The 15043-nt window shown below is 69.1% G+C and carries 17 protein-coding genes; 12 read left to right on the plus strand and 5 right to left on the minus strand.

The window, feature by feature from the left end; translation table 11 throughout:
• The first annotated feature begins 91 nt into the window (after window positions 1–91).
• From ABD259_RS19885 to ABD259_RS19910, 6 genes are all read left to right on the plus strand, one after another.
• On the plus strand, window positions 92–550 hold the full coding sequence (locus ABD259_RS19885) for a hypothetical protein (RefSeq protein WP_344101685.1): 459 nt from the start codon (window positions 92–94) through the stop codon (window positions 548–550).
• 1 nt (window position 551) lies between these two features.
• Window positions 552–962, plus strand: coding sequence for a BlaI/MecI/CopY family transcriptional regulator (locus tag ABD259_RS19890; protein ID WP_344164459.1), 411 nt, complete (start codon window positions 552–554; stop codon window positions 960–962).
• On the plus strand, window positions 959–1921 hold the full coding sequence (locus ABD259_RS19895) for a M56 family metallopeptidase (RefSeq protein WP_344164461.1): 963 nt from the start codon (window positions 959–961) through the stop codon (window positions 1919–1921). The genes ABD259_RS19890 and ABD259_RS19895 overlap by 4 nt, the downstream gene beginning before the upstream one ends.
• A 100-nt stretch (window positions 1922–2021) precedes the next feature.
• The gene (locus tag ABD259_RS19900; protein WP_344164464.1) at window positions 2022–2222 is read left to right on the plus strand and encodes a type II toxin-antitoxin system VapB family antitoxin; all 201 of its coding nucleotides are present in this window, start codon (window positions 2022–2024) and stop codon (window positions 2220–2222) included.
• A complete protein-coding gene (locus ABD259_RS19905) occupies window positions 2213–2386 on the plus strand; it encodes a PIN domain-containing protein (protein ID WP_344101694.1) in 174 nt (57 codons plus the stop codon). The genes ABD259_RS19900 and ABD259_RS19905 overlap by 10 nt, the downstream gene beginning before the upstream one ends.
• A 63-nt stretch (window positions 2387–2449) precedes the next feature.
• The gene (locus ABD259_RS19910; RefSeq protein WP_425573545.1) at window positions 2450–2632 is read left to right on the plus strand and encodes a PIN domain-containing protein; all 183 of its coding nucleotides are present in this window, start codon (window positions 2450–2452) and stop codon (window positions 2630–2632) included.
• A 12-nt stretch (window positions 2633–2644) separates the two neighbouring features.
• On the opposite strand, the gene typA is transcribed toward ABD259_RS19910, so the two are convergent.
• The 3 genes from typA to ABD259_RS19925 form a co-directional block, all read right to left on the minus strand.
• Window positions 2645–4531: a translational GTPase TypA gene (gene typA, locus ABD259_RS19915; RefSeq protein ID WP_344101696.1), complete on the minus strand. Its 1887-nt coding sequence runs from the start codon at window positions 4529–4531 to the stop codon at window positions 2645–2647.
• A 315-nt stretch (window positions 4532–4846) separates the two neighbouring features.
• Entirely contained in the window at window positions 4847–5257 is a 411-nt protein-coding gene (locus tag ABD259_RS19920; RefSeq protein ID WP_344101698.1) for a (deoxy)nucleoside triphosphate pyrophosphohydrolase, read from the minus strand.
• Between the two features lie 103 nt (window positions 5258–5360).
• Window positions 5361–5660: a hypothetical protein gene (locus tag ABD259_RS19925; protein ID WP_344101700.1), complete on the minus strand. Its 300-nt coding sequence runs from the start codon at window positions 5658–5660 to the stop codon at window positions 5361–5363.
• A 409-nt stretch (window positions 5661–6069) separates the two neighbouring features.
• Here ABD259_RS19925 and ABD259_RS19930 point away from each other — a divergent pair, with 409 nt between their 5' ends.
• Window positions 6070–6387 carry a hypothetical protein gene (locus tag ABD259_RS19930; protein ID WP_344101702.1) on the plus strand — a complete coding sequence of 106 codons (318 nt, stop codon included), beginning with the start codon at window positions 6070–6072 and terminating at the stop codon, window positions 6385–6387.
• A 706-nt stretch (window positions 6388–7093) separates the two neighbouring features.
• Here ABD259_RS19930 and recD2 read toward each other — a convergent pair.
• On the minus strand, window positions 7094–9400 hold the full coding sequence (gene recD2 / locus ABD259_RS19935) for an SF1B family DNA helicase RecD2 (RefSeq protein ID WP_344164467.1): 2307 nt from the start codon (window positions 9398–9400) through the stop codon (window positions 7094–7096).
• Between the two features lie 184 nt (window positions 9401–9584).
• Between recD2 and ABD259_RS19940 the strand changes: the two genes are divergently transcribed.
• The 4 genes from ABD259_RS19940 (at window position 9585) to ABD259_RS19955 (ending at window position 13119) form a co-directional block, all read left to right on the plus strand.
• The gene (locus ABD259_RS19940) at window positions 9585–10415 is read left to right on the plus strand and encodes a polysaccharide deacetylase family protein (protein ID WP_344101706.1); all 831 of its coding nucleotides are present in this window, start codon (window positions 9585–9587) and stop codon (window positions 10413–10415) included.
• A 668-nt stretch (window positions 10416–11083) separates the two neighbouring features.
• Window positions 11084–11653, plus strand: coding sequence for an ATP-binding protein (locus tag ABD259_RS19945; protein WP_344164470.1), 570 nt, complete (start codon window positions 11084–11086; stop codon window positions 11651–11653).
• A 30-nt stretch (window positions 11654–11683) separates the two neighbouring features.
• Window positions 11684–11869, plus strand: coding sequence for a hypothetical protein (locus ABD259_RS19950; protein WP_344164473.1), 186 nt, complete (start codon window positions 11684–11686; stop codon window positions 11867–11869).
• Window positions 11870–12045: 176 nt separating this feature from the next.
• Window positions 12046–13119: a serine/threonine-protein kinase gene (locus ABD259_RS19955; RefSeq protein ID WP_344164476.1), complete on the plus strand. Its 1074-nt coding sequence runs from the start codon at window positions 12046–12048 to the stop codon at window positions 13117–13119.
• A gap of 88 nt (window positions 13120–13207) precedes the next feature.
• Here the strand turns inward: ABD259_RS19955 and ABD259_RS19960 are convergent, their stop codons facing one another.
• Window positions 13208–13966, minus strand: coding sequence for an SDR family oxidoreductase (locus tag ABD259_RS19960; protein WP_344101714.1), 759 nt, complete (start codon window positions 13964–13966; stop codon window positions 13208–13210).
• 180 nt (window positions 13967–14146) lie between these two features.
• Between ABD259_RS19960 and ABD259_RS19965 the strand changes: the two genes are divergently transcribed.
• Complete coding sequence (locus ABD259_RS19965; RefSeq protein ID WP_344164479.1) at window positions 14147–15022, plus strand: helix-turn-helix domain-containing protein; 876 nt, start codon at window positions 14147–14149, stop codon at window positions 15020–15022.
• Window positions 15023–15043 lie beyond the last annotated feature (21 nt).

Raw genomic sequence — 15043 nt, forward strand, 5'->3', positions numbered from 1 at the left:
GCGCATAGTAGTATTTCTATGAAGCATAGAAGAACCACCCCGGCTCACGGGCCGGGGACGGCACACCACCGACGAGAGAAAGAGGGATCACATGCGGGAGTGGGGCGCGCGCAGGTGGTGGGCGGCGGCCATCGGGGCCGCGGCGACCGCGGTACTCCTGGGGGTGGTGACCGCGCTCATCCCCAACCCGCTGTTCAGCCGCATGATCGCGCCCGAGTGGTGGAATTACCCGGTCTGGATCGCGTCCGCCCTTCTCAGCGGGCTCCTGCTGGCCACCTACGTTACCCCGGGTGGGGACGACGGCACGGGCGCCACACCCGACCGCGGCGCCCGCTCCTCCCTCAGCGGCGGGCTGCTGTCCTGGTTCGCCATCGGTTGCCCGGTCTGCAATAAGTTGGTGCTGCTCGCGGTCGGCGCTTCCGGCGCCCTCACCTGGTTCGCGCCCCTGCAACCACTGCTCGCCGCCGCGGGACTGGTGCTGCTCGGCTGGGCCCTGCACACCCGGCTGCGCAACGCCGCGTCCTGCCCGTCCCCCGCACGAAAGGCCTGACATGGGTGGATTCGGCCCCCTGGAACGGGCCGTGATGGACGTCGTCTGGGACGCCGCGGAACCGGTCACGGTCCGCGCCGTCACCGAGGCGATGGAGCATCGCGGCCTGGCCTACACGACGATCTCCACGGTGCTGCAGAAGCTCTACGACAAGGGGTGGCTGCGGCGCGAGCGGATCGGCCGGGTGTGGTTCTACCGGGCGGCGGTCGGCCGCACCGACTACGCGGCGCGGGTCATGCACGAGGCGCTGCACGAGAGCGGCGGCACCCGCACCACGCTGCTGCGCTTCGTGGACGCGATGAGCGATGAGGAGGCGCGGACGCTCCGGGACCTACTGGCCGAGGACAGCGAGGACAGCCGCCCGGACAGCGGCGGGGACCCCGGCACCGACAGCGGCGGAGACCGGCCATGACCGCGGGAGTCGCCCTGCTGCTCACGGCCTGCTACACACTCCTGCTCGGCCTGTCCGGCCCGCGCCTGCTGGCCCGGCTGCACCGCGCCGCGACGCGCGCACCGGGCGTCGGGCTCCACGCGGTGACGGCGCTGGCCACCTCCTGGGGCGCCGCCGTGGTCTCCACCGGACTGCTGCTGGTCGTCGAGGTGACCGGCGGCGTCGGCCTGGCCGCCCTGATCGAGCTGTGCGTCGCGACCGTCTGCGCGGTGTTCGGCAGCCCCGCCGAGCCGAACGCGCCCGCCCTCATCGCGCTCGCCGTCCCCGCCGCCGCGCTGGGCCGCCTGGGCTGGTGCGCCCTGGCTCGCGGATACCGCGAATGGCGGTGGAGCGCCCGGCACCGCACGATGCTGGGCAGCGTCGGGTGCCGCCGCAGGCTGCAGGGCACCCGCGTGTGGCTGCTGCCTACCGGGCAGCCCTCCGCCTACTGTGTGGGCGGGCCCGGGGCGCGCGTTGTGCTCAGCCAGGGGACGTTGGACACCCTGGACACCGACGAACTCGCCGCCGTCATCGCACACGAGCGCGCCCACCTGCGCGGACGGCACCACCTATTGCTCGGCTGGCTCCGCACGCTCGACGCCGCCTTTCCCGGTGTGCCGCTGCTGCGGCGGGCCGCGCCGCTCGCCGCCGAGCTGGCGGAGTGGGCCGCCGACGACGCGGCCGCGCGCGGCCGCGACCGCCGCGTGGTCGCGCGGGCGATCGCCGCCATGGCCCCGGCCCTGGTCGCGGCCGCCCTCGCCGCCGGCGGAGGTGTCGTGGTCGAACGCGTCCGCCGCCTGGTCCGCCCCGCTCCGGGCGGGTCCGCCTGGCCGCGCACGCTCATCGCCGCCGTCACGGCGACCGCGCTGGCGACGGCCGCCGTGGTGCTCCTCGCCCCGATCTCCGCCACCACGTTCGGCGTGAGCTGCGGCATGATCTGACGCAGCCGCGACGTCGAGATTCGCTGGTCCGACGGGCCCCAGCCCACTCTGCCGATATCATGTGTCTGGAGTCATCGATATCTTCCGGGAAGCGAATCTGATGTCGCGAACAGTCTTAGACATCGACGACGAGACGCTCGCCATCGCCGCGGATGAACTCGGAACCACGACCAAGGTTGAAACCGTTAACCGGGCTTTGGCCGAAATCGCCGCGCGCCGACGATCCCGGGATTTCTTGGACTTCATGGACGAGCTGGATCTCGACCTCTCCAACGAGACCATGGAGGGTGCGTGGCATTGATCCACTACCTGGTGGACAAGTCCGCCTACGAGGTCTCCAAGCGATCGTCGGAGGCGAAGGCCATGATGAGGGCCCTCGTCTCGTCCGGTGGTGTCATCGCGATGTGCGACATGACCGCCTTGGAACTGCTCTATTCGGCTCGCAACCTGGCCGACTATGAGTAGCTACGAGCGGCCTACGAAAAGCTGCCCTGGCTCGACACGACCCACGCAGCGATGCGACGGGCGATGGATGTCCAACACGCGTTGGCCCGCAAAGGCCACCACCGGCGAGCGCTGCCCGACCTGATCATCGCGGCCACCGCAGAGGAACACGGCGCTGTCGTGGTTCACTACGACAAGGATTACGATCTCATCTCCGAGGTGACCGGGCAGGAAACCCGCTGGGTGGTCCCAGCGGGCTCCCTGTGAGGCCGTTACCCACTAGCCGCGCTTCTTGTTCGCGGTGATCCGGCCGCGCTCCTTCTGGTCGAGGATGACCTTGCGGATACGCACGGCGTCGGGTGTGACCTCGACGCACTCGTCCTCGCGGCAGAACTCCAGCGCCTGCTCCAGGGAGAGCTTGCGCGGCGGGACCAGGCGCACCAGCTCGTCACCGGTGGAGGAGCGCATGTTCGTGAGCTTCTTCTCCTTGGTGATGTTGACGTCCATGTCGTCGGAGCGGGAGTTCTCGCCGACGATCATGCCCTCGTACACCTCGGTGCCGGGCTCCACGAACAGGGTGCCGCGCTCCTGCAGGTTGAACATGGCGAACGACACGGCCTGGCCGGGGCGGTCGGCCACCAGCACACCGTTTTGGCGGGTGCGCAGGTCGCCGAACCACGGCTCGAAGCCCTCGAAAACGTGGTGCGCGATACCGGTGCCGCGCGTCTCGGTGAGGAACTCGGTGCGGAATCCGATGAGCCCGCGCGAGGGGACCAGCCAGTCCATCCGGACCCAACCGGTGCCGTGGTTGGTCATCTGCTCCATGCGGCCCTTGCGCACGCTGAGCAGCTGGGTGATGGTGCCGAGGAACTCCTCGGGCGCGTCCACGGTCAGCCGCTCGACGGGCTCGTGCAGCTTGCCGTCGATCTGACGCGTGACCACCTGCGGCTTGCCGACGGTGATCTCGTAGCCCTCCCGGCGCATCTGCTCGACGAGGATCGCGAGCGCGAGCTCACCGCGGCCCTGCACCTCCCAGGCGTCAGGGCGCTCGGTGGGCAGGACGCGCATGCTGACGTTACCGATGAGCTCGCGGTCCAGCCGGTCCTTGACCAGGCGCGCGGTGACCTTGCCACCCTTGACCTTGCCGACGAGCGGCGAGGTGTTGATGCCGATCGTCATCGAGATCGCGGGTTCGTCGACCGTGATCAGCGGAAGGGGGCGGGGGTCCTCGGGGTCGGCGAGGGTCTCGCCGATCATGATGTCCGGGATACCCGCGATGGCGATGATGTCGCCCGGCCCGGCCTTCTCGGCGGACTTGCGCTCCAGTGCCTCGGTCATCAGCAGTTCGGTGATCTTGACCTGCTGGGTCTCACCGTCACCGCGGATCCAGGCGACCTGCTGGCCCTTGCTGATCTCGCCCTGGCGCACGCGGCACAGCGCGAGGCGGCCGAGGAACGGCGAGGCGTCGAGGTTGGTCACGTGCGCCTGCAGCGGGGCGCCCGGCTGGTACTCGGGGGCCGGGATGGTGTCGAGGATGGTGCGGAACAGCGGAGTCAGGTCGTCGCTCTCCGGGGCGGCGCCGTTCGCCGGCCGCTCCAGGGACGCCTTCCCGTCCAGGGCGCAGGCGTAGACGATGGGGAAGTCGATCTGGGACTCGTCGGCGTCGAGGTCCATGAACAGCTCGTAGGTGTCGTCGACGACCTCGGGGATACGGCTGTCGGGCCGGTCCACCTTGTTGATGACGAGGATCACCGGGAGCTTGGCGGCGAGTGCCTTGCGCAGGACGAAGCGGGTCTGCGGCAGCGGGCCCTCACTCGCGTCGACCAGGAGTACGACACCGTCGACCATGGACAGGCCGCGCTCGACCTCACCGCCGAAGTCGGCGTGGCCGGGGGTGTCGATGATGTTGATGACGACGTCCTCGCCCTCGGGCGTCGTGTAGTGGACGGCGGTGTTCTTGGCGAGAATGGTGATGCCCTTCTCGCGCTCCAGATCGTTGGAGTCCATGACCCGGTCATCGACGTCCTGGTTGGCTCGAAAGGCTCCCGACTGCCAGAGCATCGCGTCGACGAGAGTGGTCTTGCCATGGTCGACGTGGGCGACGATGGCGACGTTGCGAAGGTCGGTCCGGCGGGCGGAACCTTCGGCGTGCGTGGCGCTGGACATGCGAAAGTCTCGATCTCATGTGGTGGGAAGAACCGCGACTCCCGCGGCCGTCCATCAGTTTATGCCGGGATACCGGACAGCTTGGGAAACGAGCTGGTCAGAAGGGGTATCCGCAGGGCACCGCCCGCGGTTCGCGCGGCTGTGCGCGACGATGCGCGGTCGATGCGGGGCTCTGCCGAGCGGTGTAACACCGCCGCGCTCGGAAAACTTCCACGCCGCCTCCCCGGGCGGAGGACAGACGCGCCACGCTTGTCACTCGCGCGTGGCTGCCGCCATCTGGGGGGATTACCGGGGCCCGACCGGGCCCGCACGGCCTCAGGGACGCAGGCGCGGGCGGATCGCGTCGAGGAAGGGGACGTCGGCCGGGAGCCAGTCGATGTCGGCGAGGACATCGGACTTGAGCCAGCGCAGGGCGAGGTGTTCGAGGGCCACGGGCTCCGCGTCGCCGATGAGTTCGGCGGTCCACACGCGCAGGACCGCCTCGGAGCCGTCCCCGCGTGGCGGGAAGGTCACCTCGTAGTTGATGCGCTCGACGGGACGGATCGCCACGCCCAGCTCCTCGCGGCACTCGCGGACGAGTGCGTCCAGTTCATCCTCTCCGGGGTCGACCTTGCCGCCCGGGAGTTCCCAGCGCCCGAACATCTCCTCGGGTTGGGAACGCTGGGCGGCCAAGAGGGAGCCATCGCGAATGATCGCCGCACCGACGATGATCTGTTTCTCTGTCACGAGGCCCAACGTTAGCGGTGGACGGCAGACCGTGAACCCCGCGGGCTCGAACCGCTTCACCGCGTTCGGCGGGGAGCTGGTCGCGGTCCGTCCGGGCTTCCCTTCAGGCGGCGGAGCGCACCGGCCGCGCCCCTTTGATGGCGGAGATCCGACGCGCCGCGCCCTCGGGGTCGGCCGCGCTGTGGGTCTGCGGCGTGCCCAGGTCGTCGCACCAGCGGAAGAGTCCGCCCATGCACCAAACGGTGAGCCCGGTGCGGACCGACAGCGATGCCACCGTCCCCCGGTCCCCAGCGTAGAGGCGTTCCGTCGTCGCCGCGGCGAGGTAGCCGCGCAGCTGGTCGATGGCCTGGGCGGGGGTGGCCGGGGATGAGCCGTTGATCCAGGAGAGGGTGCCCACAAGCATGCCTTTCCGCGTCCGTCGCGGGCGACGTCGCCCGCGTGGTCAATTGCGTGGGGGAGGACGGGACGCATCCCGCCACTGGCGTCGCTCATACCCCCGTTTGGGACATCCATAAACAAGTCAGATCGTTTGGATCACTAACTGATCACATTGGTCGACTTTCGGCCACACCGGTCACCCCCGAGCAGAACACGCCCACCCCTACCTGGGATAAGGCGGACCCACACGGCACCGGCCCCGCGTTCCGGACCCTCCACCCACCCGGGTTGAGGCTGTGACGGCAGGCCTCCCAACGGTGCTCTACCGGAAAATCTGCCCGGAACCGGCCGCAACGGTGTGGGATCACACCCAATGGGGCACCTCAGCAAGCAGGTCACCCGAGGACGCCGCCGCGACGCAGGAGGGTGCGCACATGTCGGCTCTGCACGGTCTGAAGGGGTCCTCACTGGAAGGAATCTGGGTCGATGCCCCGGGTCACACCGTCACTCTGGCGCTACAGTCCACCAATCTGACACCCGCCGTCGGGTACACCCTGGTACTCGAAGGCGTCACCGATTTCAGCTTCTTCGACGAGACAACCAGCCCCTGGTCCGCCGCCGAGGTGACCGATATCCGAGCCGACCACGACCCCGACTCGCTGCGCCTGGACTTCTCATTCGGCAGCGAGGCCTCCGGGCTGGCCGCGACTTGCGCCAAGGTCGTCCTCCACCGGACGAGACCGGGCGACTGACCGCCACCGACCACCACGGGCTTCACGTCGCGCCTCACCAGCCCAGCGGAAGCCGAACCGCCTGTCGAGGACCTCGGGCGCCGACCGCCGTAGGTCGGCGCCCGAGGGGGCCGACGCTCTCCGGGGGGAGTGGAAAGAGCGTCAGCGTCCGGGGTGGCTCGTCCTACCGCGGCGCCCGGCATCGAAGCTCCGCAGTAAACCCGTAAACGACATGTTGAAGGGAATTGGGGCCCATGGGGCTGCCGACAGCGGGCCGCCCGCCGGTACCAGCCGCATAACCGGAGCCTATTCACCCATGGGCGACCTTGGGGCGGAAACTCGAAAAACACGGGATGAGCAGTGGGGAACAGTCCCGGAACGGGCCGGGAACCGCCGCCGCTCTATTATCCGCGACATCTCCTTCGAGGCGGTTATCGAGCCGCCTCGCCAGGGGACGGCGGTCCCGACCCTGGCGCGATCGGCGCCCAGGAGAGGGGCGAGCACCGTTGCGCCCGACGGCGACGCGCTACCGGAGAGGGGGGCGCGGCTCCGCGCGGCCGTCGCCTCCACGGTAAACGACACAGACCCCGAATTCATTTGTCCAGGCCTACGAATTTATGTGAGATATCCAGCCAATCAGACAGCACTCAGTCCGAAAAGTCAGATATGACCCAAACCGACGCATGGTTGAATATGAACCAAGTACATTTTATCCTTTTCGCCCTTTTCATGACTGAAGCCCCCGATCGGACAATCGATACGCCAGGGCCGTATATCTCCGCCCCGCCGACGCATTACGGACAGCCTGCGCGATGGCCTTGCGGGAACCGACCAGGACCACCAACTTCTTCGCCCGTGTGATCGCGGTGTACAGCAGGTTGCGCTGCAGCATCATCCACGCGCTCGTCGTCACCGGGATCACCACCGCCGGGTACTCGCTGCCCTGCGACCGGTGCACGGTGACGGCGTAGGCGTGCGCGAGCTCGTCGAGCTCGGCGAAGTCGTAACCGATCTCCTCGTCCTCGTCGGTGCGGACGGTGAGCTCCTGCTCATCGGTATCGATGGCGGTGATGACGCCGAGCGTGCCGTTGAAGACGCCATTCGCGCCCTTCTCGTAGTTGTTGCGAATCTGGGTGACCTTGTCGCCGACTCGGAAGATCCGACCGCCGAAACGCCGTTCGGCCACCCCTTCGCGCGGTGGCGTGAGCGCGCTCTGCAGCACCGTATTGAGATTGCCCGCCCCGGCCGGGCCCCGGTGCATGGGCGTCAGTACCTGGACATCGCGGCGCGGGTCGAAGCCGAACTTCCGCGGAATCCGGTTGGCGACGACATCGACCGTCAGCTCGGCGGTGAGTTCGGTGTCGTCGCAGGAGAACAGGAAGAAGTCGGTCATACCGCGCAGTTCCGGCGGCTTTCCCCGGTTCACCCGGTGGGCGTTGGTCACCACGCCCGACTGCTGCGCCTGGCGGAAGACCTTGGTCAACCGGACATTGGGCACCGGGGCCTCCCCGCCGCCGTCTCCACTTTCCGCCTGCTCTCGGCGCTCCTCCTGGTCCGTGGCCAGAAGGTCGCGCAGCACCTGACCCGCGCCCACGGACGGGAGCTGGTCGACGTCGCCCACCAGCAGCAGATGGGCGCCGGGCGGCACCGCCTTCACCAGCTTGTTGGCCAGGAGGAGGTCGAGCATCGACGCCTCGTCGACGACCAGCAGATCGCAGTCCAGCGGTCGGTCCTTGTCATAGGAGGCGTCGCCCCCGGGTTTGAGCTCCAAGAGCCGATGCACCGTGGACGCGTCGTGCCCTGTCAACTCGGTCATGCGCTTGGCGGCCCGGCCCGTGGGCGCGGCAAGGATGATCTTGGCCCGCTTGGCGGCGGCCAGCCGGATGATGGAGTCGACCGTGAAGGACTTGCCGCAGCCCGGCCCGCCGGTGAGCACCGCGACCTTCCTCGTGAGCGCCAACTTCACCGCCTCCTCCTGCTCGGCCGCGAGGTCGGCCCCGGTCTGGGATTTCAGCCAGGCCAGCGCTTTGGCCCAGTCGACGTCATGGAAGGCACCCATCCGATCGGTGGGGTGCTCCAGCAGCGTGCGCAGCTGGCTCGCGAGCCCGACCTCGGCCCGTTGGAAGGGCACGAGATAGATGGCGTTGATCGCCTCGCCGTCGGGGCCGGGGACCTTCTCCTGGACCACGCCCTCCTCGGCGACCAGATCCGCCAGGCATTCGATCACCAGACCGGCGTCGACCTGCAGAATCTTCACGGCGTCCGAGATCAGCCGGTCCTCGGGAAGGAAGCAGTGCCCGTCGGACGTGGACTCCGAGAGCGTGAACTGGATCCCGGCCATGACCCGCTGCGGACTGTCGTGCGGGATGCCGACGGCACGGGCGATGGTGTCGGCGGTCTTGAAGCCGATGCCCCACACATCGGTGGCCAGCTTGTAGGGCTCGTTGCGCACCACGCTGATGGAGGCGTCGCCGTACTTCTTGTAGATGCGGACGGCGAGCGAGGTGGAGACATCGATGCCCTGGAGGAAGACCATGACCTCCTTGATGGCCTTCTGCTCCTCCCACGCCTCCGCGATGAGTTTGGTGCGCTTGGGGCCGAGCTTGGGCACCTCGATAAGGCGTTCGGGCGTCTGCTCGATGACATCCAGGGCCTCGACCCCGAAGTAGTCGACGATCTTCTCCGCCAGACGGGGACCGATGCCTTTGATCAGCCCGGACCCGAGATAACGGCGCACACCCTGCACGGTGGCCGGCAGAACGGTCGTGTAGTTCTCGACCATGAACTGCCGTCCGTACTGCGGATGCGAGCCCCACCGGCCCTCCATCCGCAGCGACTCCCCGGGCTGCGCACCCAGCAGTGCCCCGACCACCGTGGTCAGCTCCCCGCCGTTGCCCCGCCCGTTGTCGATCTTGGCGACGGTATAGCCGGTCTCTTCGTTGGCGTAGGTGATGCGCTCCAGCACACCCTCAAGCACCGCCGGCCGAAACGGCTGCCCGCTCCCCTGCCCCTGCCCGGCTCGCCTATCGGCCACGAAGACCCCTCCCGCAACTCGGCATCCACCCCCATCATGCCGGGACGGACCGACGCGCGGCGCCCGCCGTCCACGTACCGGACGCCCCGAGGCAGGAAAAGACGAGCGAACCGGAGGGTTCTTAGCCGCGCGTGCAGGAAACGATACTTGGCGTCATTATCCCCCGAGTTCAGAAGGCTCGCCGATGCGCGGATCACGCTTGCGCCTCATCGCCTCCCGTTCGACCGCCGAGACAGTCCCGAAGCCGCACAGCGCAGCTCGCGGCCACCGGATGGGCACGGTCGCGCTGTTCACGTCCCTGCTGCTGATGCTCAGCGGCGGCCCCGCCACCGCCGCGCCCGCCGAGACGGCTCCCCCGGGCGCCGTTCCCGACTGCTCCTCCCCGGGGGCCAAGTGCATCGCCCTGACCTTCGATGACGGGCCCGCGCCGCGCACCGGCGAACTCCTCGACATCCTCGACGCCCATGGTGTGCGGTCGACGTTCTTCATGGTCGGATACCAGATCGAGCGGCACCCGGCCACCGTCAGCCTTGCGCACTCCCGTGGGCACGAAGTCGCCAACCACAGCGCGAACCACCCCGACCTCACCGAACTGAGCGAAAGCGAGATCCGCGCGGAAATATCAGAAGTCAACAGGCAGATCCGGCGCGAGATCGGTTTCACGCCGCCCCTGATGCGTCCGCCCTACGGTGAGACCAACGCGACCGTCGAACGGATCATTCGGGAATTCGGGATGACCCAGGTCCTGTGGAACGTCGACAGCGAGGACTGGAAGGACCACGACTCCGCGACCATCGCCCACCAGGTCCTGGACGACGCCAGGCCCGGAGCCGTGGTCCTCATGCACGACATCCACGACACGACGATCGAGGCGGTCCCCACCATCCTCGATGGGCTCTCCGAGCGGGGCTACACCATGGTGACGGTGTCGCAGCTGCTCAGCGGCGCGCACGCGGACATGAGCCGCGTCGATGACGCGCCGGCGCTGCCGTACGGCTCCGGTTCGGCACCGTAGTCAGGCGGGCCGACCGGGCACACCGGGGGTGTTCGGGGATCACCGGATCACGGTGCCGAGCACCCCACTCCCACCCGGCCGCCATCCGGCCCGAGGCGGGCACACCGCCACCGCGGCCAGAACAGGCCACCGGAACACGCTTACTGGGCGCTCTCCGCGCGCACGCGCCGTCAGGGCGGCGCCACCCCCGCCACAAACACGAATCGCAAGAATAAATATTCATAAATCCGCCGCCGCCTTCACCGAACGAAGACATGCGCATACACACGGGGAACTTCCGCCGCCCCATCCGCCAAAGCACGAACAATTACCCCACTATGCGACCGCGGCCAACCCCAGAACCAACCTCGGCAAACCTGAGAGAATTCTCTGGAATTAGCTTCTCTAAGGTGCGACGTTATATGGGAAAGCCTTGTAAGGACGACCTTGTCCGGATGATCTTTCATTCCGGTAGGAAAACCGACCCTACCCCGGTGCACGCGCACCGGCCAGGGTCCCGCCACTGAACCGTGGAAGGCCAGGTGAGGAATGTTCATGGAAGTCGGTGCCCCTCGCACGAAACGGACGCCGGGGCGGAAACGGAGGATCCCTCGCTCATCTCATGAGCGGTGCCCGGCCACTCCCGCCCCCGACGCGACGCGCACGACCCTGCGGGGAGTGTGCTGAGTATGCGAGCGTTCGCGCGCACGTTCCCCGGCCGGGCCGAGAGCGCGGCCAGGGCCCGCCACTGGCTCAAGGATCTCCTCGATCACGAAACCTGCGGCGCCAGGGTCCCCACGGAAACCGCCGAAACCGCGTATCTCCTCCTGTCTGAACTCGCCACTAACGCGGCGCAGCACACGGCCTCCGGGCGGCCCGGCGGATACTTCTCCGTGTTCGCCCGCTTCACCGCCAGCCGACTGCGCATCGAGGTCACCGACGAGCCGGCCCTCGCGGATCCGCCGGTCGCCTCCTCCGCTCGCCCTCATGACGAGAGCGGGCGCGGCCTCGGCATCGTCGCCGCGCTCTCAACCCGCTGCGGCGACTACCGGCGCGCCCGCAGCCACACGGTGTTCTTCGAACTGGCCCACGGCTCACGCAATGGGAACGGCAACGGCAACCTCCCCCCGCCCCTCGCCCTGACCCCACTCCGCCACTGGCTGCAGCGACAGTCCCCCGCAAGGAGCCTCCCCCTACGATCCCCGGCCCGCGGAAGGGGCCGCCTGTTCGCCCCTTCCCCTTCCCCGGCCAGCGCCTGACACCCCGCACCCGGTCGGCCGCACACCAGCGTGGCCGCGCCGGGTGCACGTGACGGCGTCTACCGCTCTCCGTGGTCACGGGCCACGAGGGTCGAGCGGCTTCGGACGGCTCTCCTCGCGATCACGGCGGTCCAGGGAGTGCTCTGCCCACTGGCCGGAGTCGGCGTGCTCATCGTCCTCGCGGTCGACTTTCTGGTCCCCGCCGGAGTCGCGTGATGACCACGCTCGGGTCGTAGACTCCTGTGCACCGAGACATCCCCCCACGGCACTGGATGGTCTTCTGTGGTCACGGTCCACCGGAGCGCACCCGCTCGCGCCCGTCTGGCGTCGTCGATGTACGCGCACGGCGTGCCCCCGGTATCCCCAGCCGCGGGCGCCGGGCGGGAGGAGCGGTGAAGGCCCGCGGTGTTCGGCGCCTCGGACGGCTGCTGCCGGATGATCCGCGGGAGGTCGGCGGCTACCGCCTGGTCGGGCGGGTCGGTGCGGGCGGTATGGGGACCGTGTACGCGGGAACGGCCGAGGGGATCAGCGGGTACCTCGCCATCAAGGTGGTGCACGCGGAGCACGCCGCCGACGTGCGGTTCCGGGAGCAGTTCGCGCATGAGGCCCGACTGCTGGCGCGCGTGAACAGCCCGTGCGTGACCCGGTTTATCAGCGCAGATGTGGAGGCCGAGCGCCCCTGGCTGGCCACCGAGTACGCGCCGGGTCCGACCGTGCGCCACCACGTCGAGCGGCACGGTCCGCTCCGCGCCACCATGGTGCGCGCCCTCGCGGTCGGCATCGCCGACGCGCTGCGCGCGATTCATTCGGCTGGGGTCGTGCACCGCGATCTCAAACCGAGCAACATCATCATGGCGCCCAGCGGGCCGAAGGTGCTCGACTTCGGCATCGCTCGCCCGTCCACCAGGACGGACGCGACGCGCTGGGTGCGGGTCCGCCGCATGCGCCGGGCGTTTCGCGCGCTGCGGCTGCCGTCCCCCGACACCCTGCCCGGCCCGGAGGCGGGGAGCGGGGTGCCGCGCGACAAGGTCGGCACGCCCGGCTGGATCAGTCCGGAGCAGTACCGAAGGCAGCCGGTCACCGACCGCTCCGACGTCTTCCTGTGGGGCGCCCTGATCGCGTTCGCGGCGGCCGCCCACGACCCGTTCGGGCACGGGCACCCCCGCGAACTCGCCCGACGTGTCCTGCACGAGGACCCCGACCTGGACCGGCTTCCTCCCGGACTCGACGAGCTCGTGCCGATCGCGATGGCGAAGGATCCCGACGACCGGCCCGACTCCGCTGAGCTCCTACGGCTCCTCCTCGCACGGGAGGACATCGCGGGCGGCGGCCAGACAAGCCGGAGGAGTGGCGGGCCCATGGGCGAGAGAACGGCGACGGTACGGGACGTGCTCGCCGAACAGTGGACCGACGTCGCGGCCCGGCTGCCTCGGCCGCCCCGCGGGCGCTGGTGGCCACCGCGCTGAGGAAGCGTTCGTGACGAGGCCGCGACCGCGTTCCGGGCCCGGTGCGGTCCCCCATTCCGTGGCCGTTCGCACCGGGCCCGGACGGTAACTATCGGGTGGTGTAGCCGCCGTTGGCGAAGATGGTCTGACCGGTGATCCACCAGCCGTCCGTGGCCAGGAAGCGCACCAGCGGAACGATGTCCTCGATCTGGGTGAGCTGGTTGCGCAGCGCCTGCGACTTGTGAAACTCCACCCGCTCGGGCGTCTCCTGCCCGTAGAAGAACGGGGTGTCCATCGGCCCCGGGGCGATGTTGTTGACGGAGATGCCGCGTGGAGCGAACTCCTTGGCGGCGGCCCGGGTGAAGTGTTCGACCGGCGCCTTGCCCCCCGCGTAGGTGGAGTAGCCGTCGGTGAAGGCGGCGAGCAGGGCGGTCACGATCGTGATGAGCTTGCCGTCGTCGTTCAGGTGCCGCCCGGCCTCGCGGATGAAGAAGTACGCGGCCTTGGCGTTCACGTCCGCCATCCGGTCGTACTCGTCTTCGGTGGTGTCCACAATGGGCTTGCGCAGCACCATGCCCGCGGTGTTCACCGCGACGTCGATCCCGCCGAACTGTTCCACGGCGGTGGCGAACAGGCGCTCGACGTCCTCCACGCGTGTCAGGTCGCCCTGAACCGCGAGGGCCTTGGCCCCTGCCGCGTGGACCGCGTCGACGGTCTTCTCGGCGTCGGACGCGGTGGCGTCGGAGTGGTAGTGGACGATGACGTTGGCGCCGTCGCCCGCCACGGTCCGGCTGATCAGCCCGCCGAGGTTCTTCGCTCCGCCGCCGACCAGGACCGTCTTCCCCGAGAGGGAGTGGTTCGTGCTCATGCTGGCTCCTTTGCGCGTTATGCACGGTGTGCACGCAACATCCTGGAACCGCGTTGAGGGTCGGGTCTTGAACATTCCGGCGGTTGTAGAACGTTCCCACCCCGACTGTGGCGGCGGGGAGGAGTGACGAGTCGGCTGCGACCATTTGCTCCGAAAACAGACCAGGTCACAATGGGGTTTATGGCAGGTTCGCTGATCAAACCTCATCTGGTGCACCTCTCCGGTAGTGGAGCGGAGCTGGGGCACGCGGTGGTGGAACGCGACGTCGAGCGCGCCGCGGGGAAGACGGCAACGGCGCCGCCACCGGTCGGCCCGGCGTCGCACGTCCTGGTCGTGCATGCCGGTACGTCGACGCATCTGCGCTGGTCCGCGGACGGCCGGGCGTGCCGCGAACGGTTCCATCGCGGCCAGTCGCTGATCAACCCGGCGGGGTGGGCCGCACGGCCCCGGTGGGAAGAGGACGTCGAACTGATGCTGGTCGCGCTGGATCCCACGTGGCTCGAACGCTTGGCCGAGGAGGGCGGCGCTCACCGGGCATTCGAACTCGTCCCCCGCTTTCACCTCAGCGATCCGCTGCTGGCGATGATGGTCGAACGGCTGGTCACGGAGTACGAGCGGCCCGAACCGGTCGACGCGCTCTACGTCCAGGCGCTCGTCCAAGCGGTGGCCGCCCACGTGGTGCGGATGTCGTCAGAGCGGTCCGCCACCCCGCCGCGGGTCGGCGGGCTGTCCCCACGGAGGATGGCGCACGTGGAGGACTACATCAACGCCCACCTCCGGGACCGCCTGCGCCTGGAGGACCTCGCCGATGCGGCCGGGCTGAGCTCCTCGCACTTCACGCGCGCTTTCCGCGCCTCCACCGGGCAGTCGCCGCACCAGTACGTGCTGCGGCTGCGGCTGGACCGGGCACGCCGCGCCCTGCAGGCGACCGGCGATTCCATCGCGCACATCGCCGAGGCCACCGGCTTCGCCGATCAGAGCCACCTGACGCGCACCATGCGCCGTCACCTCGGCATCACGCCCAGCGCGCTGCGTGCCGCTCGCTCGAACCGGTGAGGCGGTCGGCGCACGCGCCTC

The organism is Nocardiopsis rhodophaea, assembly GCF_039530945.1.
GTDB classification, from domain to species: domain Bacteria; phylum Actinomycetota; class Actinomycetes; order Streptosporangiales; family Streptosporangiaceae; genus Nocardiopsis_C; species Nocardiopsis_C rhodophaea.